This window comes from Rhodospirillum rubrum ATCC 11170 (genome assembly GCF_000013085.1).
GTDB classification, from domain to species: Bacteria; Pseudomonadota; Alphaproteobacteria; order Rhodospirillales; family Rhodospirillaceae; genus Rhodospirillum; species Rhodospirillum rubrum.
In genome coordinates, this window is the sequence record NC_007643.1 from 1111034 (window position 1) to 1137367 (window position 26334).

The following is a 26334-nucleotide window of genomic DNA, read 5'->3' on the forward strand; positions in this document are numbered from 1 at the left end:
CCCCCCCGTCCGGCGGTTTGCCGCGCGCGGGTCCCCTGGGAGAAGGGGGGGACCGACCTGTTCAACTTCCCTGCTGACAGTCTACGTACTTTAGTGTATCAAAGCTCTCGCAAGGGGAGAGCGCGCGATGATTCCTCAGACTTTTCCGAAAGCCTCTCTTCTTGAGGACCGGGCCGAGATCGACCTTGGGCTGGCCCGGGTTCTCGAGTCCGGCTGGTACATCCTGGGGCCGGAGGTCGAAGCCTTCGAGGCCGAGTTCGCCCGCTATTGTGGCGTAGCCCATGGGGTGGGGGTCGCCAATGGCACGGATGCGATCGAACTGGCCCTGCGCGCCCTGGGGGTTGGTCCGGGGGATGTGGTGGCGACGCCCTCGCATACGGCGGTGGCGACGGTCGCCGCGGTGATCGCCGCCGGCGCCCGGCCGCTGTGGATCGATATCGATCCGGCCAGCTATCTTCTTGATCTCGACCACCTCGAGGCGCAAGTGGCGGCCTTTCGCCAGGGCCCCGGGGGGGACCGGCTGAAGGCGGTGGTGGCGGTTCATCTCTATGGGTCGATGGTCTCGCCCGCAGGGTTGCTTGCGGTCTGTCGCCGCCATGGCCTGCTGCTGGTCGAGGATTGCGCCCAGGCCCATGGCGCCCTCTGGAACGGCCAAAGGGCGGGAAGCTTCGGCGATGCCAGCGCTTTCAGCTTTTATCCGACGAAGAATCTGGGAGCCCTGGGCGATGGCGGGATGGTCGTAACCGCCGATGCGGCCGTGGCCGAGCGCGCCGCTTTTCTGCGCCAATATGGCTGGAAAGAGCGCTATGTCAGCTTTGAAGTGGGCATTAACTCGCGTCTCGACCCCATGCAGGCGGCGATTTTGCGGGTTTTCCTGAAGCGTTTGGATGAAAGGAATGAAAAGCGCCGCGCCTTGGCCGATCTTTATTCCCGTAATCTGGCCGATGTTTCCGAGGTTGTTTTGCCCGTCAGCCCCGCCCCGGGGACGGCCGTCTATCATCAGTATGTGATCCGCGTCGCCGATCGCCACGCCCTGGCCGATTTTCTAAAGGCCCACGGCGTCGGCACGGCGGTTCATTATCCCGTTCCCGTCCACCGCCAACCCGCCTATCTGGATTTCGCCCGCGACGCCGATCTTCCCCATACGGACGCCGTCGCCGGCCATATCCTGAGCTTGCCGATGTATCCCCACCTGCCGCCCGACGACGCGGCGCGGGTGACGGATCTGGTGAAAGCCTTCTTTTCGCGCTCTCCTTAGGGTGATCCCCCCATGACCGGACGCCATTACTGTACCTATTTCGACCACCGTTATTTGCCCCGTGGCCTTGTGCTGATGGATAGCATCCACAAATTCGATCCCGAGGCGATTTTTCATATTTTGGCCTTCGATGACACCTGCGCCGACACGCTTGAGCAAATGGGCGACGAGCATATCGATGTGACGACGTTAAAAGATCTGGAGGCTTTTGATCCTGATCTTTATGCGGTAAAGCCCACGCGGTCATTGATCGAGTATTATTTCACGTCGACCCCTTGTTTCCCGCGCTATGTTTTAAATAAATTTCCAGACTTGGATATGATTACCTATATCGACAGCGATACTTTCTTCTATTCCGATCCTGAAATCATTTTCGACGATATCGGCCCGGCCTCGGTGGCGATCACGCCGCATCGGTTTTCCCCGGAACGGGAAAATCTGGCGGTCTATGGGCGCTTCAATGTCGGCTGGATCACTTGGCGCAATGATGACGAGGGCAGGCGTTGCCTGGAGGATTACCGGCGCGACTGCCTGGAGTGGTGCTATGACCGGCTCGAACCCAGCCGCTTCGCCGATCAGAAGTATCTCGACAAATGGCCCGCCCTCTATCCCAGCCTGAAAAGCCTGGAGAACCCCGGGGTCAATGCCGCCTCGTGGAATATCAACGGCTGCGTGCTCTCCGAGGTCGACGGCCTTTTGTTCCTCAATGATCGGCGGCTGGTGTTCTGGCATTACCACGGCCTGAAGGAAGGGCCGGACGGCGCCTGGACCCACGCGCTTGATGCCGAGCAACTGGCCCGCCATCCGGCGCTGATCGACAGGATCTACCGCCCCTATATCAAGCGCCTGCGGCTGGCCGATCAGCTGCTGAAAGTGCGCTACGGTCTGGAACGCGAGGTCAAAAGTCATATCCGCTATGGCGCCGACCGCCCTTCGGCGATGGCTGGCAGCGAGGGGACGGCCCCGGCCGCCCCGCCTTTCCAGGGCTGGCGCACAGTGTCGGCGGGCTGGCCGACCACGCCCCCGGCGGGCTGGATGAACCCGGGCATCGTCGAGGTGCGTCGCGACCAGTGGCAGGCTTTGATCCGCACCCCGGCCATCGACAGCGCCGGCGCCAGTCCGGCCGAGCAGCTGAACACCCTGGTCGTTCTCGATGCCTTTGACGAGGCCTTGCGTCGGCGCGGCGCCGACAAGCCCTTGAGGATCCTCGATTGGGGCGGCGATGTCGGCATGATGCGCCAGCGCCTGAGCCAACTGCGCCCGCAGGTCGAGATGCTCTATACGGTCAAGGAAATGCCCCTGCTTTGTGAGCTTGGCCGCGCCTTGAACCCCGCCGTGCGCTTTGTCGACGACGACCAACAGGCCCTGGCGGAGGGGTATGATTTGGTGATCGCCAGCGCGTCGATGCATTACGACGAGGCTTGGCAAAAAACATTGGCGGGCTTGAGCGCGGCGACCGAGGGGGTCTTGCTGATCGCCCGTCAGCCGACCCTGAGCACCGAGGCCAGCTTCGTCGCCGAGCAGGGCGCCTATGACTCGGTATTCACCTGCTGGATTTTGAATGAGGCCGATCTTCTTGGGCAGTTCGACGCCTGCGGTCTGGTGGTCGCCCGGCGTCTGTTCTCCGGCGATGGGGCGGGGATCGATCAGGCGGCCGAGCAACCCGTCTTCCGCAGCTATCTTTTACGCAAGCGCTCATCACGAAAGGACGAGGGCGATGACGGCGAGGTTTAGCGATCTGTCGGGACGAAACGCCCTCATCATTGGCGGCCTGGGCTTCATCGGCTCCAATCTGGCGCGGCGTCTGGTTGATCTGGGGGCTTATGTCACCCTGATCGACAGCATGAATCCCCTCTATGGGGGGAACATGCATAATATCGTCGATATAAAAGACAAGGTGACGGTCAATATCTCCGATGTCCGCGATCGCTACAGCCTGCCGTGGCTGGTGACGGGAAAGGATTTCATCTTCAATCTGGCCGGTCAGACCAGCCATATGGATTCGATGAGCGATCCCTTCACCGATCTGGAAATCAACGCCAAATCACAATTGTCGCTGCTTGAGGTTTGTCGGGCCCATTGCCCGGAAACGAAAATCGTTTTCGCCTCGACCCGCCAGATTTACGGGCGGCCCCAGTATCTGCCGGTGGATGAGCGCCATCCGATTAAACCCGTGGACGTGAACGGCATCAATAAGGCGGCGGGGGAATTCTACCATATCCTCTATAGCGAGGTTTATGGCTTGCGGACCACCGTGCTGCGGCTGACCAATACCTATGGGCCACGGATGCGGGTCAAGGACGCCCGCCAAACCTTCCTGGGGATCTGGTTTCGCAAACTGCTGGAAGGTCAGTCCTTCGAGGTGTGGGGCGGCGACCAGAAGCGCGATTACACTTATATCGATGATCTGGTCGATGCCCTGATGATCTCGACGCTTGATCCGGCCTGCGACGGCAAGACCTATAACATCGGCGGCAGCGAAATCCTGTCTTTGCGCGAGACGGCCGAGATGGTGATCGGCAATCGTCCGGGGGCGACTTATGAAACCCGCGTCTATCCCGAGGACCGCAAGAAGATAGATATCGGCGATTATTATTCCGACTATCGGCTTTTCGAAACGGCGACCGGGTGGAGCCCCAAGGTCGGTTTCGTGGAAGGGTCGAAAAGGACCTTGGACTATTACCGGGACAATCTTTCCTATTATCTGTAGAGAGCACGGGAAAATGCGGTTTCTGATTGTCGATACGGTTTATCCCGGCTTTTTAAGCTGGTTGTATAACGAACGCTCTCCCGGTCTGGCGGCGAAGTCCTTCGCCGAACAGGTCGAAGGCCAGGATCAGGGCTTCTTTCATACCGCCGGCGCTTGGCGTCCGGCGCTGGAGGCTTTGGGGCACGAGGTCATGGTCGTTTCGGCCAATAACGCGCCCCAGCAACTGCGCTGGATGGTGGAAAACGACCTGCTAGATAAGGCCAAGATGCTGAGTGATGGCTTGGTCTTTGGCACTTACATCCTGCGGCAAAATCAAGAGGTCAACTGGCAGACCGCCATTGTCCGCGAGCAGGTCAAGAAATTCCGCCCCCATGTTTTGCTCTGCGCCAATCTGTACATGTTCGACGATGATTTTCTAACCTCCGTCGAAGGGTCTTACGGCAAGGCGATTGGCCAGCATGCGGCGGTGATGCCGCGTAACAGCCTGAAGAAATTCGATGCCATTATTTCGTCGCTGCCCCATCAGGTGCAATTGTTCCGCGATCAGGGGATCCGCGCCGAGATGATCGGTCTGGCCTTTGACGAGCGGCTGTTGCCCCATCTGGCGCAAGGTGGGCCGCAGCACGAGGTCGCCTTTGTCGGTTCGGTCTCGCCCAGCCATAGCGGCCGGGCCCATTTCCTGCGCGATGTCGCCCGAGAAATCCCGCTCGATTTCTGGGGGGAGATGCAGTGGCCCGAAGGCATCGAGACGGCGGGGCTGCGCATCCGGGCCAATCCCGCCGTCTATGGCCTGCCGATGTACCAGATCCTCCACGACAGCCAGATCGTCTTGAATTTTCATCTCGATGCGGCGGGGGATTACGCCAATAACCTCCGGCTTTTTGAAGTCACCGGGGTTGGCGCCCTGCTGATGACCGACGATAAGAAGAACATCGGCGATTATTTCGAGCCCGATCGCGACTGCGTGGTTTTTAAAGACGCCGAGGATTGCGTGAAAAAGCTGATCGCTCTCAAGGAAAACCCCGATAAAAGACGGGCGATCGCCGCCGCCGGCCAGGAAAGAACGCTCAAGGACCACAGCTACCGCAACCGCGTTGGCCCGTTATTGGACCTGATCTCCTGACTCGCCGTCATTGGGCGTCAGGCCGTAAGGGGCGACCAGGGCCCAGACATGGGCGGGAACCATGGTGCGCAGGCGGCGCGGCCGGTCCTTGCGCAGGTGCAAAACGGTTTCGATGGCCTTCATCTCGACGCGGGCGCGGGCGAATTCCAGGCCGCGCGGCCCGATCTTGGGCATCAGCCATGCCGCCAGCGGCCGGGCCCAATCGGGCATCGCCCGCACCGGCATGCCGCCGGCGGCGCGGGCGACATTCTTTAAGAAGCCAGCCACCGGGCCCCGGCGCTTGCCCGCCGAGGTCGGTTCGGTCAGCCTTATCCGATCGCCGAGCAGCCCCAGCATGTCGGCGCCCCGGTCGTTGCGCACCAGCAGCCATTGCTCGCCGCGCCCGGCCATATAGCCCACCGTGATATCGGCCAGGACATTGGTGTAATCGACGCAGGTCTTGCAGGTCAGCGGGAAGAAATCCGCCGGCAGCTTCGACAGCGGCAGCTTGAGGAAGGGGATCAGTTTGCGGCCGCCCTCGCGGAAGCGCAGTTCCACGTGATAATCGGCGCGGAATTCCAGATAGGTCACGCTGTCTGGATCATCGGCCAGCAGCCCTAGAAAGTCGTGGAAACGCGGGGTGGTGGTGTTGTCCGAGCATGGCGTGCCGATGACCAGCAAACGCTCGAGCCCGAGATCGGCCTCGATAGCGCGCAGGGCATGGACCTGACAGGGCAGGCCGATCACCGCCAAGCGCTTGTGACCGGCGGCGATGGCCGGCTCGATCAGCGACAGCAGCGGCGCATGGCCCATGCGCATGCCCCGGCAGCGGGCCATGTCCGCGGCCTGGGTGATTATCACCGGCAGCGGTTTCCAGCGGTCCGCCGGATCGGCGGCCATCGCCAGAACCGCATCGACGGTCCGGGTTTCCAGAAGCCGCCCGGCCAGGGCGGTGGTGATCCCGGTCCATTGGGCGCCGGGGCTGGGGGGGATAAGGGCCGCCTGATACATCTGCTGATAGGGGCCGAAAAACAGTTCGTCACCGCGCGCCGGGTCGCGGCAGCGGCCATGGACGCGGGCTTCCTGGCCGGGGTAATCGGGACGGATGAACTGACAGGCCCGGCCACAGCGGTTGGGGGTGGCGGTGCGCGACAGCCCGCAATCGGTACACAGATCGCGGCTGGGCAAGGCGACCTCGGACGGCGGGGTCGCGCCATCGGGCGGAGGGGTCATCGGCGGGGCTCCCACGGGCAAAAAGCGGCAAGCGATGGTGTCAGTTTAGCTCAAACCGCCGGCAAAGAGGATTGTTTGGCGTGGTTTCCGCGAAAAGCAGGCCCGCCCTGCTTGTTCTTGATGTCCAAAGCGCCCTCTCCCGCCTGACGGGGGGCCCGTTTAACCAAGCTCCCTTTGGTCCCGGCCGGGGAAAGCGCCGGCGACTTGGGAAAGAAGCACCTTCACGATCTGTTTGGCCGAGCGATGGCGCCAGGGAACATGCTTGGCCATGGCGGTGAGCGTTTCCCATCGCTTCTGGGTAAAGGCCGCGTCGATCGCCTCGGCGGAGCGGACGATGATCTGATGATCAAGTTCCTCGCGCCACGACACCGCCAGCTCCATGCTGGCCCGGGCGTGGAGGAGGATCGCCACCTCTCCCGTCAGCTGTCTCATCTGGTCCCTGGAATGGTTGCCCGCATGCCGACGAATCAGGGCCGTCGGTTCCCAGGTGGCGGCGATGGGCGCATGGCGAACGCAGCGCAAGGTGAATTCAAGGTCTTCGCTGGGCAAGCGGCCGAACGCGCCATTATAGCCGCCAACCTTGGTGTAGAAAGGCCGCGACATCGCAGTGCAGGATTGGAAGATCGGTTGAAAGCGGAGAACCTCCTGAAAGATCGGAGTCTCCGCCACGGATAGAGTGGCATCGATTTTTTTGAATTTTGACCAGAAGTCGGTCGGGGCGGTGTCGAATTTGGTCGCCGTTTCCCAAACTTGGCCATCGCCGCGCATAAAATTGCTAAAGACCATGCCCTTTTCCTGGACGTGGCGGGAGGCGGCGGCGAGCGAGGCCAGATGGTCGGGGCGCCATAGGTCGTCGCTGTCGCAGAAGGCCAGCCAGTCGCCCGACGAGGCGAGGACCCCCTTATGGCGCGCGGCGGCGGCGCCGGCGTTTTCCGAGCGGATCAGCGTGCACTTGGGCCATGTCGATACGATCTCGGCGGTTCGGTCGGTCGACCCATCGTCAACGACGATGACCTCGGCGGGCGGCAGCGTCTGATTGAAGATCGAGTCCAGGGTGGTCCCGATCAAAGGCTCGCGGTTATAGGCCGGAATGATGACGGAAAATTTCAACATGCGCCTCCCCTGGCGACGGCGAGGGACGGCGTCTTCCCCTGGGTCTGGCATGTCCCCCGACGATGCCAACCAGGGAGGGCGACTCCCGGGCCCTCGGCTTCAGAGCGCTTGAAGCCCGCGGGCGAAGGCGGTGATCTTACACCTAAGGGTAGGGTCTTTTTATCGCAAAGATGCGAACAGGCGAAGGCGATGTCACATCCTCCGCCCCTTGCCGGTCAGCCACCGCTCATCGCCCGGAACTCGGCCTCGCTGAGGACGGTCAGGCCGAGTTCGCGGGCCTTCTTCTCCTTGGATCCGGCGTCCGCTCCGACCACCACGTAATCGGTCTTGGCCGAGACCGAGCCGGTGACCTTGGCGCCGAGCGCCAGGGCGCGGGCCTTGGCTTCGCCCCGGCTCATGGTATCAAGGGTGCCGGTGAAAACCACGGTCTTGCCGGCCAGCGGGCTGTCGCCGGCCGCCTGGGGGCGGGCGAAATCAAGAACCTCGACCCCGGCGTCGATCAGGGCGTCCAAGGCCGCGCGGTTATGCTCTTCGCCAAAAAAGGCGACAAGGTCGCGGGCGACCGAGGGGCCGATGCTTTCGATGTTTTGAAGATCGGCGAAGGCTTCGGAGCCTTCGGTTTGCGCCTCGTCCATCGCCTTGCGCCAGGCGGCGAAGCTGGCGTAATGACCGGCGAGCAGGCGGGCGGTGGCCTGACCAACCTGACGGATGCCCAGGGCGTAGATGAAACGGTCCAAGGGGATGGTCTTGCGGGCGGTGATCGCCTTGAACAGGTTTTCCGCCGATTTCGGCCCCCAGCCCTCGCGCGAGCGCAGGTGCTGCAAGGCGCCGGGTTCGTTGTCCTTGGCTTCCAGCGCGAAAATATCGGCCGGTTGGGTGATCAGGCCCTCATTATGGAAGGTCTCGATATGCTTGCCGCCCAGCCCTTCGATATCGAAGGCGTCGCGCGAGACGAAATGCTTGAGGCGCTCGACTGCCTGGGCCGAGCAGATCAGCCCGCCGGCGCAGCGCCGGGCGACCTCGCCCTCTTGGCGCACCGCGTGGCTTCCGCAGACCGGGCAGGTCTCGGGGAAGACAAAGGGCGCGCTATCGGCCGGACGCTGGTCGAGCAGAACCTCGACCACCTGGGGAATGACATCGCCGGCGCGCTGGATGGTGACCATATCGCCGATGCGCACATCCTTGCGGGCGATCTCGTCCTCGTTATGCAGCGTCGCCCGGCCAACGACGACGCCGCCGACGGTGACCGGTTCAAGAATGGCGACCGGGGTCAGGGTGCCGGTGCGGCCGACCTGGATCTGGATGGCCTTGACGGTGGTTTGGGCGCGCTCGGCGGGGAATTTGCGGGCGATCGCCCAGCGCGGGGCGCGGCTGACGAAGCCCAGGCGCTTTTGCCAATCGACGCGGTCGACCTTATAGACGACGCCGTCGATATCATAATCCAGCGCCGCCCGTTGCAAAGCCAACGCGTGGGTGGCTTCGATCAGGTCTTCCACCCCCTGGCAGGGGCGGGTTTGGGGATTGACCGGGAACCCCCAGGTTTTCAGGCGCTCTAGAAAGGCGTGATGGCTCTCCACCTCCAGCCCCTTGACCTCGCCAGAGGCATAGGCGAACAGGCTCAACGAGCGCGAGCGGGTGATTTCGGGATCAAGCTGGCGCAGCGACCCGGCCGCCGCATTGCGCGGATTGGCGAAGGGCTTGGCGCCGGCGTCGATCTGGCGTTGGTTGAGGGCGCGGAAATCGGCCTTGGTCATGAACACCTCGCCGCGCACCTCCAGCACCTCGGGCACAGGCCCGTCGCCTGTCAGGCGCTGGGGCAGATCGGTCAGGGTCGCCAGATTGGCGGTGATGTCCTCGCCGGTGGTGCCATCACCCCGGGTGGCGGCGCGGCGATAGACGCCGTTCTCGTAGCGCGCCGAAAACGACAGGCCATCGATCTTGGGCTCGGCGACATAGCTGATCGTCGTTTCGCCATCCAGGCTGAGGAAGCGGCGGATGCGCTGGTCGAACTCGCGGGCCTCGTCGTCGCTGAACACATTGCCCAGCGACAGCATCGGCAGGGCGTGGGTGACCTTGGCGAAGCCTTCGGCCGGAGCGGCGCCGACATGGGCCGAGGGGCTGTCGCCGCGCACCAGTTCGGGGAAGGCGGCCTCGATCTCGTTATTGCGCCGTACCAGGGCGTCGTACTCGCCGTCGGTGATTTCCGGCGCGTCCTGCTGGTGATAGAGCCGGTCGTGGCGGGCGATCTCGGCGGCAAGCCGTTCGAGTTCGCGGGCGGCCTCGGCCTCGGTGAGATCGGCGACGGGAATCATGGCGCGGGGTCCGGTTTGGTCTGGGGCGACGGGGGGGCGGGGTCAGGACGAGCGGGGGGCGGAGGGCGGTGCTTTGGCGGCGCGCGTACCCGGTCCGCTCAGCAGGCTGCGGGCGGCGGCGCGGGCCTGATCGGTGATGTGGGCGCCCGCCAGCATGCGGGCAACCTCTTCGATGCGCTCGGCTGGCGACAGCGCGTCGACGCCGGTGCCGAAGCCGCCCTTGCCGTCATCGGATTTCAACACCCGGTAATGGCGTTGGCCCATGGCCGCGACCTGGGGCGAATGGGTGACCACCAGCACCTGGACGGCCTGACCCAGGCGGGCGAGACGCTCGCCGACGGCCGCGGCGGTGGCGCCGCCGATGCCGGCGTCGACCTCGTCGAAGATCAGCGTCGGCACATCGCCGCCGGCGGCCAGGATGACCTTGAGCGCCAGCATGAAGCGCGCCAGTTCGCCGCCGCTGGCGATCTTGTGGATCGGCCCGGGATCGCCGCCCGGATTGGTGGCGACCAGGAAGGCCACGCGGTCCAGGCCGGCCGCCCCCCATTGATCCTCGGGCAGGTCTTCCAAGGTGGTAACGAAGCGGGCGCGCTCCAGCTTGAGCGGCGGCAGTTCGGCGGCCACGGCGCGATCGAGGGCGCCGGCGGCCTGACGGCGGACCCGCGACAGGGCGCGCGCGGCTTCGACATAAGTGGCGCGGGCGTTCTCCTCGGCCTTTCGCAGCCCGCCAAGCAGATCCTCGTCGCCCTCCAGGGTGGCGATTTGCCGGCGGATGTCTTCAAGCAGGGCCGGCAGGCCGTCAACGGTCAGCCCATGCTTGCGGGCGAGGCCGCGCAGGGCGAACAGCCGTTCCTCCACGGTTTCCAGGCGGCGCGGATCCATATCAAGGGCGCCGATCACCGCCTGAAGCTGGGCCTGGGCCTCGGCGGCTTCGACGCTGGCGCGCTCCAGCCCCTCGATCACCCCGTCAAGGCGGTGGCCGGCCATCGGCGCCACCCGTTCCAGGGCACGCATGGCGTGACGCAGCGCCGTTTCCACCGGTAGCGGCTGGCTAAGCGCGCCGAGGGCGCCGTTCAGGCCCTCGGCCAGCTTCTCGCCGTTCATCAACAGGGCGCGTTCTTCGGCCAGGGCCTCTTCCTCGCCCGGCCGCGCCGCCAGGGCTTCGAGTTCGGTGCCGGTATGGCGCAGCAGGTCCTCTTCGGCGCGGGCGCGGGCCAGATCGGCCTCGGCGCGCCGACGGGCCGTAACCGCCGCCTTCCAGGTGGCATGGGCGGCCTCGACGGCGGGAAGCAGGCCGGCGGGCTGGCCGCTGTCGGCGCCGGCGAAGCCATCGAGCACGCCGCGATGGCTGGCCGGATCAAGCAGGCCGTGGCTTTCGAACTGGCCGTGGATTTCGACCATCGACTGGCCGAGTTGGCGCAACAGGCCGACACTGGTCGGCTGATCGTTGACATAGGCGCGGCTGCGGCCATCGGCGGTGACCACCCGGCGCACCACCACGGGTTCGGACCCGTCCACGCCAAGATCGGCGGCGCCGAGCAGGGCGCGGGCCGGGTGGTCGGCGGCCAGGGTGAATTCGGCGCTGACGGAAAGCTGGGGGGCGCCCTTGCGCACTAGGGCGCTGTCGGCCCGCGCCCCCAGGGCCAGGGACAGGCTGTCGAGCAGGATCGATTTGCCCGCGCCGGTTTCGCCGGTGAACACGCCAAGGCCCGGACCGAAGGCGAGGTCGAGCCTTTCGATCAGAACCACGTCACGGATCGACAGGGCGCTTAGCATGGCGGGGTGCCGTTCAGAGCCAGCCGGTAAGGGAATCGGTCCACGAGGACGACGGCGGCGGCTCGGCGCCTTCGGTGGCGGACGGCACCTTTTCCCCGGTGATCAGGCGATAGGCGTCACCATACCAGTCGCTGCCCGGAAAGTTGTGTCCAAGCACGGCGGCCACTCGCTTGGCCTCGTCGGGAAGGCCAAGAAGGGTGTTGATTTCGACCATGCGATAAAGCGCCTCGGGAACATGGGTGGTCTGGTCGTATTGCTCGACGACCACCCGGAAGCGGTTGAGCGCCGCCAGAAAATCCTGTCGTTTCAGATAGAACCGTCCGACGCTCATCTCCTTGCCGGCGATATGGTCGCGGGCCAGATCGATCTTCAGACGGGCGTCGCGGGCATAGGGGGAATCGGGGAAGCGCGTCACCACGTCGCGCAGATTGGACATGGCCTGACGGGTGATCTGCTGGTCGCGGCGCACATCGGAGATCTGTTCGTAGTAGCACAGGCCGCGCAGGTAATAGGCATAGGCGATGTCGCGGTTGCCCGGATGAAGTTCGATGAAGCGGTTGATGGCGACCACGGCGTCGTCATAGGCCTCGTTCTCGTAAAGGGCATAGGCCGACATGATCTGCGCCTTGGTCGCCCAGCTCGAATAGGGATGCTGGCGCTCGACCTCGTCGAAGGCCTTGGCGGCCAGGGCGTAGCTCGAGGTGTTGAGCAGATCGACGGCTTCGTTATAAAGCTCTTCGACCGGGCGTTCGACGTATTCGGGCTCGTCTTTTTTGCTCGAGCAGGCCGAAAGCGCCAGGGCGCCACCGATAAGAAAGGCGGCGGCCAGGGCGCGGAACGAGGACGACCGGGCCGGAGCGCGCCGGAAGGGGATGGGCCGTTCGGCTGTCATGGGCTCCCGTCCTGGGCGAGGAAGAAGGATGGCGCCATCGCGGACACCCGGCTAGAGGGTGCCGCCAACGGCGCGGCGGCCGGCACTATATCACGCGGAGGACCCGGTCGGGCAAGGGGGCGCGATTTGACAAAGTCCCGGGTAGGGCTCATGGTGGTCCGATGATCGATCTTTCGTCCCCTCGCCGAGGTCTGCGCCATCGCGCGGAACCCCTGCTCGCAGGCTTGATGCCCCGGGCCCGGTAGGCGCGCGATCGCGTTCTCCCCGGTTCGGGGCTTGTCTTTTCCCGTGCTCATTGATCCGTAACCGCCAAGGCGCCCACCGTCGCGCCCTTTGGGAGGATAGCCATGTCGACATCATCCAGCCAATCCGTCGTTCCGCCGCCGGTCGTCATCGACCATGCCGATCACGAGCGCCTTCAGGGTCTGGCCTTGCGCGCCCTGGCCGGCGCCCCCGACCTTGCCGGCCGTCTGCTGGCCGAGATCGACCGGGCGCGCGTGCTGCCCAGCGAGAGCGTGCCGGCCGATGTGGTGACTTTGGGAGCGGAAGTGACCTTCCGCGATGAAAGCACCGGCCGGGTGCGCAAGGTGACTTTGGTCTATCCCGGCGAGGCCGATATCGATCAGGGGAAGATTTCGATCATGACGCCGATCGGCGTCGCCCTGATCGGGCTGGCGGTCGGCGCGTCCATCGATTGGCTTACCCGCGATGGCGACGAACGCCATCTCAGCGTTCTGGCCGTCCGCAAGCCGGAGTAAGGGGTGATCGTGCTGAACGGCGGCCGGTCCGGCTTTGGCGCCCCCGGCCGGGGCCGGCCAACCGGCCGGTCGGAGCGGCGAGAGACCGGGCGGGCGGCCCGGCGGGCTCAGGCGGTGGCGGCGATGCGGTCGGTATCGCGCCAGCCGTCGAAACGGCCCTGGCCCGGGGCGGCGAGATCGGTCTCGTCAACGGTTTCCAGGCTGTAATTGGCCGGATCGGCCAGCAGGGCGCGGACCAGCTTGTTGTTATGGGCGTGGCTGGAGCGCACGCCGTGATAGCGGCCGATGATCGGCGCCCCGGCCATATAAAGATCGCCGATGGCGTCCAGCGCCTTGTGACGCACGAATTCCTCTTCGTAGCGCAGGCCCTCGTCGTTGAGGATCAGATCGTCGTCGACGACCACGGCGTTTTCCAGCGAGCCGCCCAGGCCAAGGCCGGCGGCGCGCATCATATCGACATCGGAGCGCAGGCCGAAGGTGCGGGCGCGGGCGATATGGGCGCGGAACAGGTCGGGGGTGAGATCGACGTGGCAGCCCTGGCGACCGATGGCGCGGGCGGCGAAATCGATTTCGAAATCAACCGACAGGCCGCGCTCGGCCGGCATCAGGCTGGCGAGAACCGGGCCTTCGACCACGGTCACCGCCTTGCGGACGCGGATCGCCTTGCGCGGAAGCGCCTGGTCGACCACCCCGGCGCAATCGATGAGGAAAACGAAGGGGGCGGCGCTGCCGTCCATGATCGGCACTTCCGGGCCGTTGACATCGACGATCACATTGTCGATGCCCTGGGCGGCGAAGGCGGCCATCAGGTGCTCGACCGTGGAAACCGTGGCGCCGGCCTCGTTGGCGATGGTCGTGCACAGCCGGCCGTCGATCACCGCCTGGGCGCTGACGCGGATGGCGGCGTTGTCATCAAGGATGTCGGTGCGGTTGAAAACGATGCCCGTATCGACGGGGGCCGGACGCAGGGTCAAGGTGGCCTCGCGGCCGCGATGGACGCCGACGCCGGTGCAACTGATGGCGGTTTTCAAGGTGTGCTGGCGGGCGATGCCGCTGGCGATCACGCCAAGGCCGGCTTTGGCGCGGCTGGAACTGCGGGACGAAGAGCGGTCCTCAAAGGAGGTGTCGATATCGTAATTGAGACCGTCCATGGTCGTGCGCCTCTTCGTCTCTGGAACGTCGACCCGGTGCCGACGCGGTGGGGGCTCCTGCCCACGGAAGGTTCCCGATCTCGCCGGGATCTCGTTCTCTCTTCCCGCCAAGTTGTAAGCAATCGCGCCAAGTGGCTCAAATCAATGATTGTTGCAATATGTTGCGAAGCGGCAGAGACCGCCGCTCTATCCCTGGGACGCGGCGGAACGCCGTTATCCTCTCAGGCGGCGGAACGCCGTTATCCTCTCAGACGGCGGAACGCCGTTATCCTCTCAAGCGGCGGAACGCCGCTATGCGCCAAGGCGCCCATGCGCGCGCGGCGCCGCCCCTGGTCCAGGGGCGCGCGCCGGTACAAGAGCGTGCGTATTTTTTTGGTGAGCGGTTTGGCCGCGCGCCCCCTCTCGGGGCCCGCCGTAGTGGCGGGCCCCCCTGGGAGCTTGAGAAGCGATCCGGTCCGAAGACCGGTGATCCGGGCCGCCTTAAGCGGTCGGGATCCCCCGACGATTAGTTGGCTTGACGGCGCAGAAACGCCGGGATTTCCAACTGGTCATCGGGCTGAGAGGCGACCGGACGGTCGTCGGCCTGGGCGGAGAGCGTCTTGGCCGACAGCAAGGGATTGCCATCGCGGTGCTCATGCCCCGCCGAACGGCCACCCAGGCCGGTGATGCGGGCAAGCAGACTGGGCTTCTCGACGCGCGGAGCACGCGGCTCCTCGCGGGGATGGTCCTCGGTCGCCCGGCGCATCTGCGCCTGATAGGCGGCGCGGGCCCCTTCCGGCAGGGCGGGACGGAACTCCCGGGCCGGGCGGGGATCATAGGCCACGTCATCGACATAAACCTCGCCCGGGTCGAGGTCGTCGTCGCGATAGGCGGCGATGGGCTCTTCCTCACGGCTCATCAGCGGGCGACGGGCCGGCTCATGCTCCGGTTCGGGGGCCTCGAGACGACCGGCGCGGGACACATCGCGGTCGCTTGAGCGGGTTTCATAGGACGGCACCTGGGCGGCGGCCATGGCGGCGGTGCCGCGGGCGTTCACTTCCATCGCCGGCGAGGGGATGAAGGTGTCGCGGCTGAGACGCGGCGCCAAGGCTCCCCGGGGGGCGATGACCGGGGGACGGGGCTCGGGGCGCGGCTCGGGACGGAGTTCGGGGCGGGCCAGCGCCGCGCTACCGGCGATGGCGGCCTTGGCGTCCTTCTTGGCGTTGGCTTCGAGAACCAGGGACTCGAGCAGGCGGACCGCCTTCTCGGCCTTGGCCGATTTGCCGACCATCGCCGGAGCGCCGTCGTGACCCTCGGCGGCATAGGCCGCCGCCGGCTGACCGGCGAGCGGCGGACGCCCCGCCAGGGCGGCCTTGGCGGCGGTCAGGCCGGCGCGCTCGGCGCCAACCGCGGCGGCGATGCGTTCGGCATGGCTGCGCTCGGCCGGGCGGGCGATCTTCACCTCGGGAACGATGCGGGCTTCGGGCCGGGGATCGGCCACGGCGCGCACCGCCTGACCCGGGTCATTGCCATTCAGCCGGGCCACGTCCTCGGCGTTGATGCCGGTGGCGACGACGGAAACCCGGATGTGGCCATCCAGGCTCGGATCCAGGCTGGAGCCGAAGATGATATGGGCGTCGCTTTCCACTTCGTCGCGGATGCGGTTGGCCGCCTCGTCGACCTCGTACAAGGTCACATCGGTGCCGCCGGTGATGTTGATCAGCACGCCGCGCGCGCCGCGCATCGAGGTGTCCTCGAGCAGCGGATTGGCGATGGCGGCCTCGGCGGCCTCCAGCGCCCGACGCTCGCCCTCGGCCTCGCCGGTGCCCATCATCGCCCGGCCCATGTTCTGCATGACCGTGCGGACGTCGGCGAAGTCCAGGTTGATCAGACCGGGATTGATCATCAGGTCGGTGACGCTGCGCACGCCCGAATACAGCACGTCGTCGGCCAATTTGAAGGCATCTGCGAAGGTGGTTTTTTCATTCGCCACCCGGAATAGATTCTGATTCGGAATGATAATCAGCGTATCGACGAATTGGGCCAGCTCGTCGATGCCCGCTTCGGCCAAGCGCATGCGGTGGGCGCCTTCGAACTGGAAGGGCTTGGTGACGACGCCGACGGTGAGGATTCCCAGCTCGCGGGCGACGCTGGCGACCACCGGAGCGGCGCCGGTGCCCGTGCCGCCGCCCATGCCGGCGGTGATGAACACCATATTGGCGCCCTGGAGTTCACCGGCGATCGCCTCGACCGCCTCTTCGGCGGCCACGCGGCCCACCTCGGGACGGGCGCCGGCGCCCAGGCCGCGGGTGGCCTCGGTGCCAAGCTGGATGCGGCGGCTGGTGCGCGAGTGGCACAACGCCTGGGCGTCCGTATTGGCGACGACGAAATCAACGCCCGCCAGTTCGGCGTCGATCATGTTGTTGACGGCGTTGCCGCCGGCTCCGCCGACACCGACGACGGTGATGCGGGGCTTGAGGTGAGGGGTTTCCGGTCCCTCGGGTAGGGTGATCTTGATAGCCATGTGGTCTGCCTCCGGATCGCTGGGGGACTCACTCCGGCGCGAAAAGCCGGGGAGGAGCCCATGCTCCCTAGTCACGAAATCGATACCGTCTCACCGCTCCCGAGGATCGACGGCACCGCTCTTACGGCGCCCTGGACGCCACCGTTAGAAGTTGTCCTTCCACCAGCGGGCGAACCGGCCCAGGGCTCCTGTCGCGACCGTCTCATCGGCGGTCGGATCGGTATCGGGGGTTTCGACCTGATGCTGAACCGCATAGCGCAGCATCCCGGCGCAGGTCGCGAAAGCCGGTCCCGAGGTGCTGTCGGCCAGCCCCCGGATCCGTTGCGGCCGACCGGGGCGCACCTGGCGGTCGAGGATGACCTCGGCCAGCTCGCGAACCCCCTGCAATTGACTTCCCCCCCCGGTCAGCACGACCAGCCGTCCGCCGACCTTGTCGAAGCCGCTGGCTTCCAGGCGGCCGCGCACCAGTTCGAAGGTCTCTTCGATGCGCGGGCGGATGATCTGCACCAACATGGAGCGGGGCACTTCGTTGGCGGTCGCCTCGTCGTCCTCGCCGACCAGCGGCACCCGCAGGATCTCGCGGGTGTCGGCGGGCGAGACCGAGCAACTGCCATGAATGGTCTTGAGCCGTTCGGCATTGGCGACCGGGGTCGTCAAGCCCTTGGCGATATCGTTGGTCACATGCAGTCCGCCCACCGGGATCATCTCGGTGTGGACGACATGGCCCTCGTGGAAAACGGCGATCGAGGTGGTGCCGCCGCCGAGGTCGATGACCGTCACCCCCATCTGCTTCTCGTCCTCGACCAGACAGGCGAGACCCGAGGCATAGGGGCTGACCACCTTGTCCTCGATATCGAGGTGGCAGCGCTCGACAACGGTCGACAGATTGCGCAACGGTCCGGCGGCGGCCGATACCAGATGGATCGACACCCCCAGGCTCTGGCCGAACATGCCGCGCGGGTCGAGCACGCCCTCGGTGCCGTCGATGGCGTAGGACACCGGAATGCAGTGGACCAACTCGCGGTCGGCCGAGGTATGCAGGCCCCGGCCATAGGCCTGGATGCGGCGCACGTCATTGCCGCGCACCTCGTGGCCGGCGATCGACATCTCGACCTCGACCCGGGTCGAATGGGGCTGGCCGCCGCTGACGTTGACGACGACGCTGGAGATGCGCTCGTTGGCCATCTGCTCGGCGGCGTCGACGGCGGCGCGAACCGACAGCTCGACCTCGTCCATATTGGCCACCTGACCGTTGCGCATGCCGCGCGACCGGTGATGGCCGACGCCGAGCACGCGCAACGCGCCGTCCTCTTCCTCGCGGGCGATGAAGCAGGCGATCTTGGTGGTTCCCACGTCAAGGGCGGTGATCAACCCGCCGCGCTGGCGTCGGGGCGGGGCCGCCCTGTGATCCTTCCGCCGCGTCCGGGCCGCGGTGGGGGTGTCTTTGCTGATGGCGTCTCTAGGCATCCCGTCCCTCGCTCTTTCGAACTATCGGTGGGGGTTTTTGTCCCCCGGCGGGGGCGCCGCGCGCCGGCTTGCCGCCGGCGATCTCGGCCTCGGGATCGACCGGCCCATCCTCGGCCAGCCGGACGACCAGCCGGCCGGGAAGGCGCATGTCGATCACCGAAAGGTTCTTTGACAGCAGGTGATCGCGGGCGTCGATCTGGACGAGCTGGTCGAGGGCGGCCGAGGGGTCCTCCTCGGGCAGGCGGACCACCAGCCCGTTTTCGATGCTGTCCAGGCGCAGGGTCCAGCGGCGCTCGCCGATCAGGGTGGCGGCCTTCACCCGCTCGGCGATCCCGGGCTGGCTGGTCAGCAGATTGAGCAGTTCGGCGGCATGCCCGGGCGCTCCGGCGCCGACCACCAGCGGCAGGGTGCGCCAACGGCCGGGGTCGGCCGCGATCGCCCGGCCTTCGCGGTCGATGACGGCGAAGGCGCCATTGTGCTGCCATAGCGCCATCGGCTCGCGCTCGGTGATCGCCACATGCACCTGATCGGGCAGGCGGCGCTCGACCCGGGCGCTGGCCACCCAGGGCAGGGCCTCCAGGCGGGTGCGCACCGTCTCGGGGTCGATCGCCAGCAAGGGGCCGCCCTGGGGAACGCCGATGGCGCCCAGGATATCGCGGCCGGCCGTCAGATCGCGGCCGGTGACGGTCACCTGACGCAGCACCAGCCCCTGGCGGGTCAGCACCCGGGCGGTTTCGCCCAGGCCCCAGCCTTCGCCGGCATCGCGGGCGCCGGCCGGAGGGACGCTCGATCCGGGCGCGCCGAGGGCCGGCGGCGGGGCAAGGCCGATCAGCCCGGCCAGGGCCGGGGTGCGCGCGGCCAGATAGGCCATGCCGACGCCGCCGGCGATCAGGAAGACCATGCTGGCGCGCGGCAGCGAGGGCAGGACATCGCGTCTTCTGCGGCGGCGGTGGCGCGGACGGGGCGGTGGTTGGCTCACGCGTCGCATTGGGCGGTCTCCACGAGCCAGGTGACCAGATCGGGAAAGGAGATGCCGGCATGAAGGGCCTGCTCGGGGACCAACGAGGTGTCCGTCATCCCCGGCTGGGTATTGACCTCGAGCATGTACAAGGTTTCGCCGTCGAAGCGCAGGTCGGCGCGGCTGACGCCCCGGCATCCCAGGGCCTGATGGGCCAGCACCGAAAGCTCTTGCGCCTGGGCGAAGACCTCGGGGGCGACCGGGGCGGGCACGATATGGCGCGAACCGCCCTGGGCGTATTTGGCGTCGTAGTCGTAGAAGCGGTGGTCGGTGACGATCTCGGTGACGCCCAGGGCCTTGTCGCCCATGACGCCGACGGTCAGTTCGCGGCCGGGGATGAAGCGTTCGACCATCACCTGACGGCCATAGGGCCAGTCGTCGCGCGAAAACGGCAGATCATTGGTTTCGCTGGTGACGATGGTCACCCCGACGCTCGACCCCTGATCAAGGGGCTTGACCACATAGGGGCGGGCCATGGCGGTTTCGGCCAGAACGCTGGCGCGGTCGGCGACGACATGGGGGGCGACGGGGATGGCGAAGCGCTCGAACACCAGCTTGGCGCTGGGCTTGTCCATGGCGATGGCGCTGGCCAGCCGGCCCGAATGGGTATAGGGCAGGGCCATGATGTCAAGGATGCCCTGGATGGCGCCGTCCTCGCCGAAACGGCCGTGGAGGGCGTTGAACACCACATCCGGGCGGGTTTGGGTGAGGGCGGCGATGAAGGCGGCGACATCGCGGCCGACATCGAGCAAGGTCACGGCGTAGCCGGCCTGACGCAAGGCCTCGCCGGCCGCCGCGCCGCTGTTTAGCGACACCGCACGCTCGGTCGAAAAGCCGCCCATCAGAACGGTCACGCGCTTACTCATCCGTTTTCTCCCGCGGAAAGGCCGTCAAGACCGATCCCGATTCGCTTGATTTCCCACCGCAGGGCGACCCCCGAGGTGTCCATGACCCGGCGCCGCACGGTCTCGCCCAGGGCTTCCAGATCCGCCGCCGTCGCCTCGCCGGTGTTGATCAGGAAATTGCAGTGCTTTTCGCTGACCTGGGCGCCGCCCAGCCGCAGGCCCCGGCAACCGGCGGCGTCGATCAACTCCCAGGCCCGCCGTCCCCCCGACAAGTCGGGGTCGGGATTGGCGAAGGTCGATCCGCCGGTGCGCGCCCGCAGCGGCTGGCTGGCCTCGCGGGCTTGGCGCAGGGCCTCCATGCGGGCGGCGATGGCGCCCCGCTCATCGGGCCGGCCGGCCAGGACGCAGCCGGTGAAGATCCAGTCCTCGGGAAGGGCGCAGGCGCGATAGGAAAATCCCATCTGGGCCGGGGTCAGGGTGTGGCTCTGGCCAAGGCCATCGACGGCGGTGGCCAAAACGACGATATCGGCCATCTCGCGCAAGTGGGCGCCGGCGTTCATGCGCAGGGCCCCGCCCAGGGTTCCCGGAATCCCCGAGAGGAATTCCAGCCCGGCCAGACCGGCGGCCTCGGCGACCTTGGCGACCGTGGCGTCGAGGGCCGAGGCGCCGCAGACCAGGGTTTCGCCGACGACCTCGACCCCGGTGAAGGCCCGGCCCAGGCGGATGACCACGCCCGGCACCCCGCCGTCGCGCACCAACAGGTTCGAGGCGACGCCGATCACTCGCACCGCGACATCGCGGGGGCGGCCGGCCAGGAAATCGGCCAGATCCTGGGCGTCGGCCGGCTTGAACATCGCCTCGGCCGGACCGCCGACGCGAAACCAGGTGACGGGGGCGAGGGCGACATCGGCGCTCAGCCGTCCGCGCACGGCGGGCAGTCGGTCGATCAGCGGGGTTGGCGCGCGCAGGGCGATCATGGCGCCCCCCCGGCCAGGGTGGTCTGACGGCGCCTGCCCTGAACCGCCTCAAGCTGCTTGGGCAGGGCGTTGGCCCAGGTGGAAATGCTGCCCGCCCCCAGGCAGACCACCAGATCGCCGGGCTTGGCGATGCGGGCGATCAATTCGGGCAGGGCCTGTTCGTTGGTCAGCACATGGACGCTCTTGTGGCCGTGGACCTTCAGGCCCTCGGCCAGGGCCTCCTTGCTCGCCCCGGGGATTGGTTGCTCGCCGGCGGCATAGACATCGGCGACCACCACCTGATCGGCATCGTTGAAGCAGGTGCAGAAATCCTCGAACAGGCTGTTGAGGCGGCTGTAGCGGTGGGGCTGGACGACGGCGATGACCTCGCGCTCGGTGGCGTCGCGCGCCGCCTTGAGAACGGCGGCGATCTCGACGGGGTGGTGGCCGTAATCATCGATCACCGTCACCCCGCCGGCATCGCCGGTGCGGGTGAAGCGGCGCTTGACCCCTTCGAAGTGATACAGGCCATCGCGGATCACCGCGTCGTCGATGCCCATCTCGGCGGCGATGCCGATGGCGCCCAGCGCGTTCAGAACGTTGTGGCGGCCATACATCGGCAGGCGGATGCCTTCGATGGTCCGGCTGCCGCCGCCGGCGCGGTCAGTCAAGATCACGTCGAAGCGGGCGCCGCGCGGCCCCAGGGTCACATTGGCGCCGCGAATATCGGCCTGGGGCGACAGGCCATAGGTGATGATCTTGCGGTCCTGAAGCTGGGGGATCATCGCCTGCACCTCGGGATGGTCGATGCACATGCAGGCGAAGCCATAGAAGGGCAGATTGTGGATGAAGGCGCGGAAGGCCTCGCGCACCTTGTCGAAGGTGCCGTAGAAATCCAGGTGCTCGGGGTCGATGTTGGTCACCAGCGAGATCGTCGCCGGCAGCTTGGTGAAGGTGCCGTCGCTCTCGTCGGCCTCGACCACCATCCATTCGCCGGTGCCGAGATAGGCGTTGGTGCCGCGCGCGTTGAGGATGCCGCCGTTGATCACCGTCGGATCGAGGCCGGCGGCGTCGAGCAACTGGGCGACCAGCGAGGTGGTGGTGGTCTTGCCGTGGGTGCCGGCCACGGCGATCGACCATTTCAGGCGCATCAACTCGCCCAGCATCTCGGCTCGGCGGACCACCGGCAGGAAGCGGGCGCGGGCGTCCATGACCTCGGGATTGCTGGCTTTGACCGCCGAGGAGATGACCACCACCTGGGCATCGCCCAGATTGGCGGCCTTATGGCCGATGGCGATGGGAATGCCCAGGTCACGCAGGCGCTTGACGTTGGCGTTGTCGGACAGGTCGCTGCCCTGAACCCGGTAGCCCAGGTTATGCAGGACCTCGGCGATGCCGCTCATGCCGATGCCGCCGATGCCCACGAAGTGCAAGGGGCCGATATCGAGGGGCAGGGCTCTCATGCGGAAATCTCCTTGGGGGGCATCTCGGGCACCCGATGGTCTGCGGTCGCGCTCACCAGATCGGCCAGCCGCACCGCGGCATCGGGCACGCCCGCGCCCCGGGCGCACTGCGCGGCGCGGACCAGCACGTCGGGATCGTCCATCAATTCGCCCAGGCGTTCGGCCAGGGCTTGCGGGGTCAGGGCCGCTTGGGGCATCAGCCAGCCGCCGCCAACCTCGTCCAGGCCGCGGGCATTGGCGGTCTGGTGGTCGTCGATGGCATGGGGAAAGGGCACCAGGATCGCCGGGCGTCCCAGGGCGGCCAGTTCGCCGACCGTCGAGGCGCCCGAGCGGCAAATCACCAGATGGGCGTCGCGCAGGCGTTCGGGCAGATCGGAGAAGAAGGCCGAGAGCAGGGCGTCGATGCCTTGCGCCTCATAGGTCGCGCGCACCGCCTCGATGTCCTCGGGCCGGCATTGCTGGGTCACGCGCAACCGGGCGCGGTGGGCGGGCGACAACAGGGCCAGGGCCTGGGGAACCAGGGTGGCGAAGACCCGGGCGCCCTGGCTGCCGCCGGTGATCAGCAGGCGGAAGTCCAGGCCCGGGCGCGGCGCGTCATAGCCTTCGCCGCGCAAGGCCAGAACCGAGGGCCGCACCGGCATGCCGACGACCACCGGCCGGGCGCCGCGCGGCCGCTCGGCCCGGGCGAAGGACACCGCATAGCGGCTGACGCGGGCGGCGAGCAGGCGGTTGGCCCGGCCGGGCACGGCGTTTTGCTCGTGGACGACGGTGGGCAGTTTCAGGCGGATCGCCGCCAGCATGGTCGGCACCGAGGCATAGCCGCCAAAGCCGACGACGACATCGGGGCGCAGCCGGCGCAGCAGGCCATAGGCTTGAAGGCTGCCCATCGCCAGTTCGATCATGCCGCGCAGGCGGCCGATCACGCCCCGCCCGGCGACGCCACCGGCCAGGATGCGCTTGGTGTCGAGCAGACCCAGGGTGCCGCCATAGACATGGCCGCGCTTGTCGGTGATCAGCGTCAGCTTATGGCCGCGGCGGATCAATTCCCCGGCCAGGGCCTCGGCCGGGAAGACATGGCCGCCGGTTCCGCCGGCCGCCAGGGCGATATGGAGCGGCGCATTGACCAGCAGGGCGCCGTCGCGGGGCATCGAGGCGTTCATCACGTGCGCTCCCCATGGGCTCGCCGCCGGGTCAGGGCCAGAACCATGCCCATCGCCACGGCGGTCGACAGCAGCGACGACCCGCCATAGCTGATGAACGGCAAGGTCATGCCCTTGGTCGGGATCAGGCTGAGACTGGAGGCCATGTTGATCAAGGCTTGCAAGCCAAGCTGGGTCAGCAGGCCGCCGGCGGCGATCAGCACGAACAGGTTCTGTTCGCGGCGCAGGCGGATGGCCGAGCGGATGATGAGAAAGGCGAAGAGGGCGACGATGGTCAGGCACAAAAACAGCCCGAACTCCTCGCCGGCCACGGCGAAGATGAAGTCGGTATGGGCGTCGGGGAGGAATTCCTTCACCCGGCCTTCGCCGGGCCCGCGCCCGAACAACCCGCCCTCCATGAAGGCCTTCATCGACTGGCGGATCTGATACTGGTCGCCGCTGGCCGGATCAAGGAAGCGATCGACGCGGCTTTGCACATGGGGCAGGGCGAAATAGGCGATGACGGCGCCGATCATGCCGACGGCGGCCAACAGCACCACCCAGACCAGCGACAGCCCGGCCAGGAAGAACTGGGTTCCCCAGACGCAGGCGACGACCATGGTCATGCCGAAATCGGGCTGGGCAACGAGCAGGGCGCCGACCACCGCCATCAGAAGCATGGCGATCAGATTGCCGGGGAAACGGTCCTGGGTGCGGGCCGAGGCGAACATCCAGGCGGTGACCACGGCGAAGGTCGGCTTGACGAATTCCGAGGGCTGCAGGGCGAAGGGACCGATGGCGATCCAGCGCGAGGCGCCCTTGATGTCGCTGCTGACAAACAGCGTGCCGAGCAAAAGCACCATGAACAGGGCGAACAGCAAAACGGCGATGCGCCGCACCCACAGCACCGGCAGCAGGGAAACGGCGATCACCAGCACGCCGGCCACCGGCACGAACAGGAACTGGCGCTGGACGAAGTGATAGGTCTGCGCGCCGATCCGACCGGCGGCCGGCGGACCGGCGGCCAGGATCAGGAACACCCCGGCGGCGATCAGCAGCGCGACGGCGCCCAGCATCGGGCGGTCGACCGTCCACCACCAGCGCCCAAGAACGCTGGTGTCCATCCGCGTGAACGAGGGGGCGACATGGCTTGCCCCCTGGGGCGGTTCGGCCGGGGCGGTGACGACGCGCATGGTCATCGGCGGCCCCCCGGCTTGGCGGCGGCCCGGGTATGGGCGAGATCGGCGACGAGTTCGCGGAAGATGTCGCCGCGATGCTCGAAGCTGGAGAACTGATCCCACGAGGCGCAGGCCGGCGACAGCAAAACGACGGCGCCGGGGATGGCGTCGCGCCAGGCGGCCTTGGCGGCTTCGGTGACGGCGCGGGTCAGGGTGCCGACCTGGGACAGGGGAACCTTGCCCTTCAGGGTGCGCTCAAAGGCCGGGGCGGCCTGACCGATCAGATAGGCCTGGCGCATGCGGTGGAAATGCGGCTCGAGGCTGACGATGCCGCCTTCCTTGGGCTGGCCGCCGGCGATCCAATAAACCGTGTCATAGCAGCGCAGCGCCTTGTCGGCGGCGTCGGCATTGGTCGCCTTGCTGTCGTTGATGAAGCGCACGCCGTCGATCTCGGCCACCAGTTCCTGGCGGTGGGGCAGGCCGGGGAAGCTGGCCATCGCCTCGACGATGATCTTGGCGTCGATCCCATGCTGGCGGCAGGCGGCATAGGCGGCGGCGGCGTTTTGCCAGTTGTGGGCGCCGGGCAGGGTGGCGATCGTCGTCAGATCGGCGACGGCGCGCGGCCGGCCCTGGGTGGCGTCGACCAACTGGCCGTCGACGGCGCCAACGCCGCCGCGCGGCAGGGCGCGGGTGGAGACCGCCACCACCTTGCGACCGTTCTCGCGGCACAGCGCGTCATGGATGGCCAGCGACGGCTCGTCGTCGATGCAGACGACGGCGACGCCCGGGCGCGGACCGCAGCGGAAGATCTGACGCTTGGCGGCGATATAGCCGTCCATGCCGCCATGGCGGGCCAGATGATCGGGGGTGATGTTGAGCAGCACCGCCACGTCGCAGCACAGCGAGGGCACCAGTTCGAGCTGATAGGACGACAGCTCCAGCACATAGGTGCCATGGAAGGGCAGGGGCTCGAACGACAGCGCCGGGGTGCCGAGATTGCCGCCGACCTGCACCGGGTGGCGGGCCGCCTTCAGGATATGGCCGATCAGCGCCGTGGTCGTCGATTTGCCGTTGGTGCCGGTGATGCCCAGGAAGAAGCAGTCCTGGCGGGCGCGGGCCAGCAGGTCGATGTCGCAAAACAGCGGCACGCCGCGCTCGTGGGCGATCACCGCCACCGGATGGGGCTGGGGGAAGGTGTGGGGAATGCCCGGGCTCCACACCACGCCCTGCAGCGCCGGCCAGGGGGACGTGCGGCTGGTCTGGTCGGTGAGGTCGCACAGCGGAACGGACTCGGCGCGGGCGGCGTCACGCAGGATCGGGCTGTCGTCCCAGGCGTGGACGCGCGTTCCCGTGCCCGCCAGCGCCCGCGCCGTGGCCATTCCCGATTTGCCCAGGCCCATGATGCCCAGGTCCTGTCCGGCGTACTGGTAAAGGGGGATTAGCTTCGCCACCCCTTTTCT

20 protein-coding genes are annotated in these 26334 nt (G+C 66.9%); 5 read left to right on the plus strand and 15 right to left on the minus strand.

Annotation, left to right across the window (positions count from 1 at the left end):
- The first annotated feature begins 127 nt into the window (after positions 1–127).
- Genes RRU_RS04875 through RRU_RS04890 form a run of 4 tightly spaced genes read left to right on the plus strand, consistent with a single transcriptional unit; the run spans position 128 to position 5091 of the window.
- Positions 128–1258, plus strand: a complete 1131-nt coding sequence (locus tag RRU_RS04875; RefSeq protein WP_011388688.1) for a DegT/DnrJ/EryC1/StrS family aminotransferase — start codon at positions 128–130, stop codon at positions 1256–1258.
- Positions 1259–1270: 12 nt separating this feature from the next.
- Positions 1271–2992: a hypothetical protein gene (locus RRU_RS04880; RefSeq protein ID WP_011388689.1), complete on the plus strand. Its 1722-nt coding sequence runs from the start codon at positions 1271–1273 to the stop codon at positions 2990–2992.
- Positions 2976–3968, plus strand: coding sequence for an NAD-dependent epimerase/dehydratase family protein (locus tag RRU_RS04885; RefSeq protein ID WP_014626066.1), 993 nt, complete (start codon positions 2976–2978; stop codon positions 3966–3968). The genes RRU_RS04880 and RRU_RS04885 overlap by 17 nt, the downstream gene beginning before the upstream one ends.
- A gap of 13 nt (positions 3969–3981) precedes the next feature.
- Positions 3982–5091, plus strand: coding sequence for a CgeB family protein (locus RRU_RS04890; protein ID WP_011388691.1), 1110 nt, complete (start codon positions 3982–3984; stop codon positions 5089–5091).
- Here RRU_RS04890 and RRU_RS04895 read toward each other — a convergent pair.
- The 5 genes from RRU_RS04895 to RRU_RS04915 all read right to left on the minus strand — a co-directional run bounded on the left by RRU_RS04895 (position 5071) and on the right by RRU_RS04915 (position 12396).
- The gene (locus RRU_RS04895; RefSeq protein ID WP_011388692.1) at positions 5071–6303 is read right to left on the minus strand and encodes a Coenzyme F420 hydrogenase/dehydrogenase, beta subunit C-terminal domain; all 1233 of its coding nucleotides are present in this window, start codon (positions 6301–6303) and stop codon (positions 5071–5073) included. The genes RRU_RS04890 and RRU_RS04895 overlap by 21 nt on opposite strands.
- Positions 6304–6462: 159 nt before the next feature.
- On the minus strand, positions 6463–7416 hold the full coding sequence (locus RRU_RS04900) for a glycosyltransferase family 2 protein (RefSeq protein WP_011388693.1): 954 nt from the start codon (positions 7414–7416) through the stop codon (positions 6463–6465).
- A 215-nt stretch (positions 7417–7631) separates the two neighbouring features.
- Positions 7632–9728 carry an NAD-dependent DNA ligase LigA gene (gene ligA / locus RRU_RS04905; RefSeq protein ID WP_011388694.1) on the minus strand — a complete coding sequence of 699 codons (2097 nt, stop codon included), beginning with the start codon at positions 9726–9728 and terminating at the stop codon, positions 7632–7634.
- A gap of 42 nt (positions 9729–9770) precedes the next feature.
- Positions 9771–11504: a DNA repair protein RecN gene (gene recN / locus RRU_RS04910; RefSeq protein WP_011388695.1), complete on the minus strand. Its 1734-nt coding sequence runs from the start codon at positions 11502–11504 to the stop codon at positions 9771–9773.
- Positions 11505–11517: 13 nt separating this feature from the next.
- Positions 11518–12396: an outer membrane protein assembly factor BamD gene (locus RRU_RS04915; RefSeq protein WP_011388696.1), complete on the minus strand. Its 879-nt coding sequence runs from the start codon at positions 12394–12396 to the stop codon at positions 11518–11520.
- 347 nt (positions 12397–12743) lie between these two features.
- Between RRU_RS04915 and rnk the strand changes: the two genes are divergently transcribed.
- Positions 12744–13154: a nucleoside diphosphate kinase regulator gene (gene rnk, locus RRU_RS04920; RefSeq protein WP_011388697.1), complete on the plus strand. Its 411-nt coding sequence runs from the start codon at positions 12744–12746 to the stop codon at positions 13152–13154.
- 107 nt (positions 13155–13261) lie between these two features.
- Here the strand turns inward: rnk and lpxC are convergent, their stop codons facing one another.
- The 10 genes from lpxC to murD all read right to left on the minus strand — a co-directional run bounded on the left by lpxC (position 13262) and on the right by murD (position 26325).
- A complete protein-coding gene (gene lpxC / locus RRU_RS04925; RefSeq protein WP_011388698.1) occupies positions 13262–14305 on the minus strand; it encodes a UDP-3-O-acyl-N-acetylglucosamine deacetylase in 1044 nt (347 codons plus the stop codon).
- Positions 14306–14810: 505 nt separating this feature from the next.
- Positions 14811–16808: a cell division protein FtsZ gene (gene ftsZ / locus RRU_RS04930; protein WP_011388699.1), complete on the minus strand. Its 1998-nt coding sequence runs from the start codon at positions 16806–16808 to the stop codon at positions 14811–14813.
- 144 nt (positions 16809–16952) lie between these two features.
- The gene (gene ftsA, locus RRU_RS04935) at positions 16953–18275 is read right to left on the minus strand and encodes a cell division protein FtsA (protein ID WP_011388700.1); all 1323 of its coding nucleotides are present in this window, start codon (positions 18273–18275) and stop codon (positions 16953–16955) included.
- Positions 18268–19263, minus strand: a complete 996-nt coding sequence (locus RRU_RS04940) for a cell division protein FtsQ/DivIB (RefSeq protein WP_011388701.1) — start codon at positions 19261–19263, stop codon at positions 18268–18270. The genes ftsA and RRU_RS04940 overlap by 8 nt, the downstream gene beginning before the upstream one ends.
- Positions 19251–20159: a D-alanine--D-alanine ligase gene (locus RRU_RS04945; RefSeq protein WP_011388702.1), complete on the minus strand. Its 909-nt coding sequence runs from the start codon at positions 20157–20159 to the stop codon at positions 19251–19253. The genes RRU_RS04940 and RRU_RS04945 overlap by 13 nt, the downstream gene beginning before the upstream one ends.
- Positions 20156–21115, minus strand: coding sequence for a UDP-N-acetylmuramate dehydrogenase (gene murB / locus RRU_RS04950; RefSeq protein WP_011388703.1), 960 nt, complete (start codon positions 21113–21115; stop codon positions 20156–20158). Before murB ends, RRU_RS04945 begins: the two co-directional genes overlap by 4 nt.
- On the minus strand, positions 21112–22557 hold the full coding sequence (gene murC / locus RRU_RS04955) for a UDP-N-acetylmuramate--L-alanine ligase (protein WP_011388704.1): 1446 nt from the start codon (positions 22555–22557) through the stop codon (positions 21112–21114). The genes murB and murC overlap by 4 nt, the downstream gene beginning before the upstream one ends.
- Positions 22554–23717, minus strand: a complete 1164-nt coding sequence (gene murG, locus RRU_RS04960) for an undecaprenyldiphospho-muramoylpentapeptide beta-N-acetylglucosaminyltransferase (RefSeq protein ID WP_011388705.1) — start codon at positions 23715–23717, stop codon at positions 22554–22556. Before murG ends, murC begins: the two co-directional genes overlap by 4 nt.
- Entirely contained in the window at positions 23717–24895 is a 1179-nt protein-coding gene (locus RRU_RS04965) for an FtsW/RodA/SpoVE family cell cycle protein (protein ID WP_011388706.1), read from the minus strand. The genes murG and RRU_RS04965 overlap by 1 nt, the downstream gene beginning before the upstream one ends.
- On the minus strand, positions 24892–26325 hold the full coding sequence (gene murD / locus RRU_RS04970; protein WP_011388707.1) for a UDP-N-acetylmuramoyl-L-alanine--D-glutamate ligase: 1434 nt from the start codon (positions 26323–26325) through the stop codon (positions 24892–24894). The genes RRU_RS04965 and murD overlap by 4 nt, the downstream gene beginning before the upstream one ends.
- Between the last annotated feature and the right edge of the window lie 9 nt (positions 26326–26334).

Bases quoted from the DNA above. Each gene is read 5' to 3' on its own strand.
- lpxC (WP_011388698.1), bottom strand. From the start codon at position 14,305: ATGGACGGTCTCAATTACGATATCGACACCTCCTTTGAGGACCGCTCT.
- murG (WP_011388705.1), bottom strand. From the start codon at position 23,717: ATGAACGCCTCGATGCCCCGCGACGGCGCCCTGCTGGTCAATGCGCCG.
- RRU_RS04940 (WP_011388701.1), bottom strand. From the start codon at position 19,263: ATGCGACGCGTGAGCCAACCACCGCCCCGTCCGCGCCACCGCCGCCGC.
- RRU_RS04895 (WP_011388692.1), bottom strand. From the start codon at position 6,303: ATGACCCCTCCGCCCGATGGCGCGACCCCGCCGTCCGAGGTCGCCTTG.
- ftsA (WP_011388700.1), bottom strand. From the start codon at position 18,275: ATGCCTAGAGACGCCATCAGCAAAGACACCCCCACCGCGGCCCGGACG.
- RRU_RS04880 (WP_011388689.1), top strand. From the start codon at position 1,271: ATGACCGGACGCCATTACTGTACCTATTTCGACCACCGTTATTTGCCC.
- RRU_RS04945 (WP_011388702.1), bottom strand. From the start codon at position 20,159: ATGAGTAAGCGCGTGACCGTTCTGATGGGCGGCTTTTCGACCGAGCGT.
- murC (WP_011388704.1), bottom strand. From the start codon at position 22,557: ATGAGAGCCCTGCCCCTCGATATCGGCCCCTTGCACTTCGTGGGCATC.
- recN (WP_011388695.1), bottom strand. From the start codon at position 11,504: ATGCTAAGCGCCCTGTCGATCCGTGACGTGGTTCTGATCGAAAGGCTC.
- rnk (WP_011388697.1), top strand. From the start codon at position 12,744: ATGTCGACATCATCCAGCCAATCCGTCGTTCCGCCGCCGGTCGTCATC.
- murB (WP_011388703.1), bottom strand. From the start codon at position 21,115: ATGATCGCCCTGCGCGCGCCAACCCCGCTGATCGACCGACTGCCCGCC.
- RRU_RS04885 (WP_014626066.1), top strand. From the start codon at position 2,976: ATGACGGCGAGGTTTAGCGATCTGTCGGGACGAAACGCCCTCATCATT.
- RRU_RS04900 (WP_011388693.1), bottom strand. From the start codon at position 7,416: ATGTTGAAATTTTCCGTCATCATTCCGGCCTATAACCGCGAGCCTTTG.
- RRU_RS04915 (WP_011388696.1), bottom strand. From the start codon at position 12,396: ATGACAGCCGAACGGCCCATCCCCTTCCGGCGCGCTCCGGCCCGGTCG.
- ligA (WP_011388694.1), bottom strand. From the start codon at position 9,728: ATGATTCCCGTCGCCGATCTCACCGAGGCCGAGGCCGCCCGCGAACTC.
- ftsZ (WP_011388699.1), bottom strand. From the start codon at position 16,808: ATGGCTATCAAGATCACCCTACCCGAGGGACCGGAAACCCCTCACCTC.
- RRU_RS04875 (WP_011388688.1), top strand. From the start codon at position 128: ATGATTCCTCAGACTTTTCCGAAAGCCTCTCTTCTTGAGGACCGGGCC.
- RRU_RS04890 (WP_011388691.1), top strand. From the start codon at position 3,982: ATGCGGTTTCTGATTGTCGATACGGTTTATCCCGGCTTTTTAAGCTGG.
- RRU_RS04965 (WP_011388706.1), bottom strand. From the start codon at position 24,895: ATGACCATGCGCGTCGTCACCGCCCCGGCCGAACCGCCCCAGGGGGCA.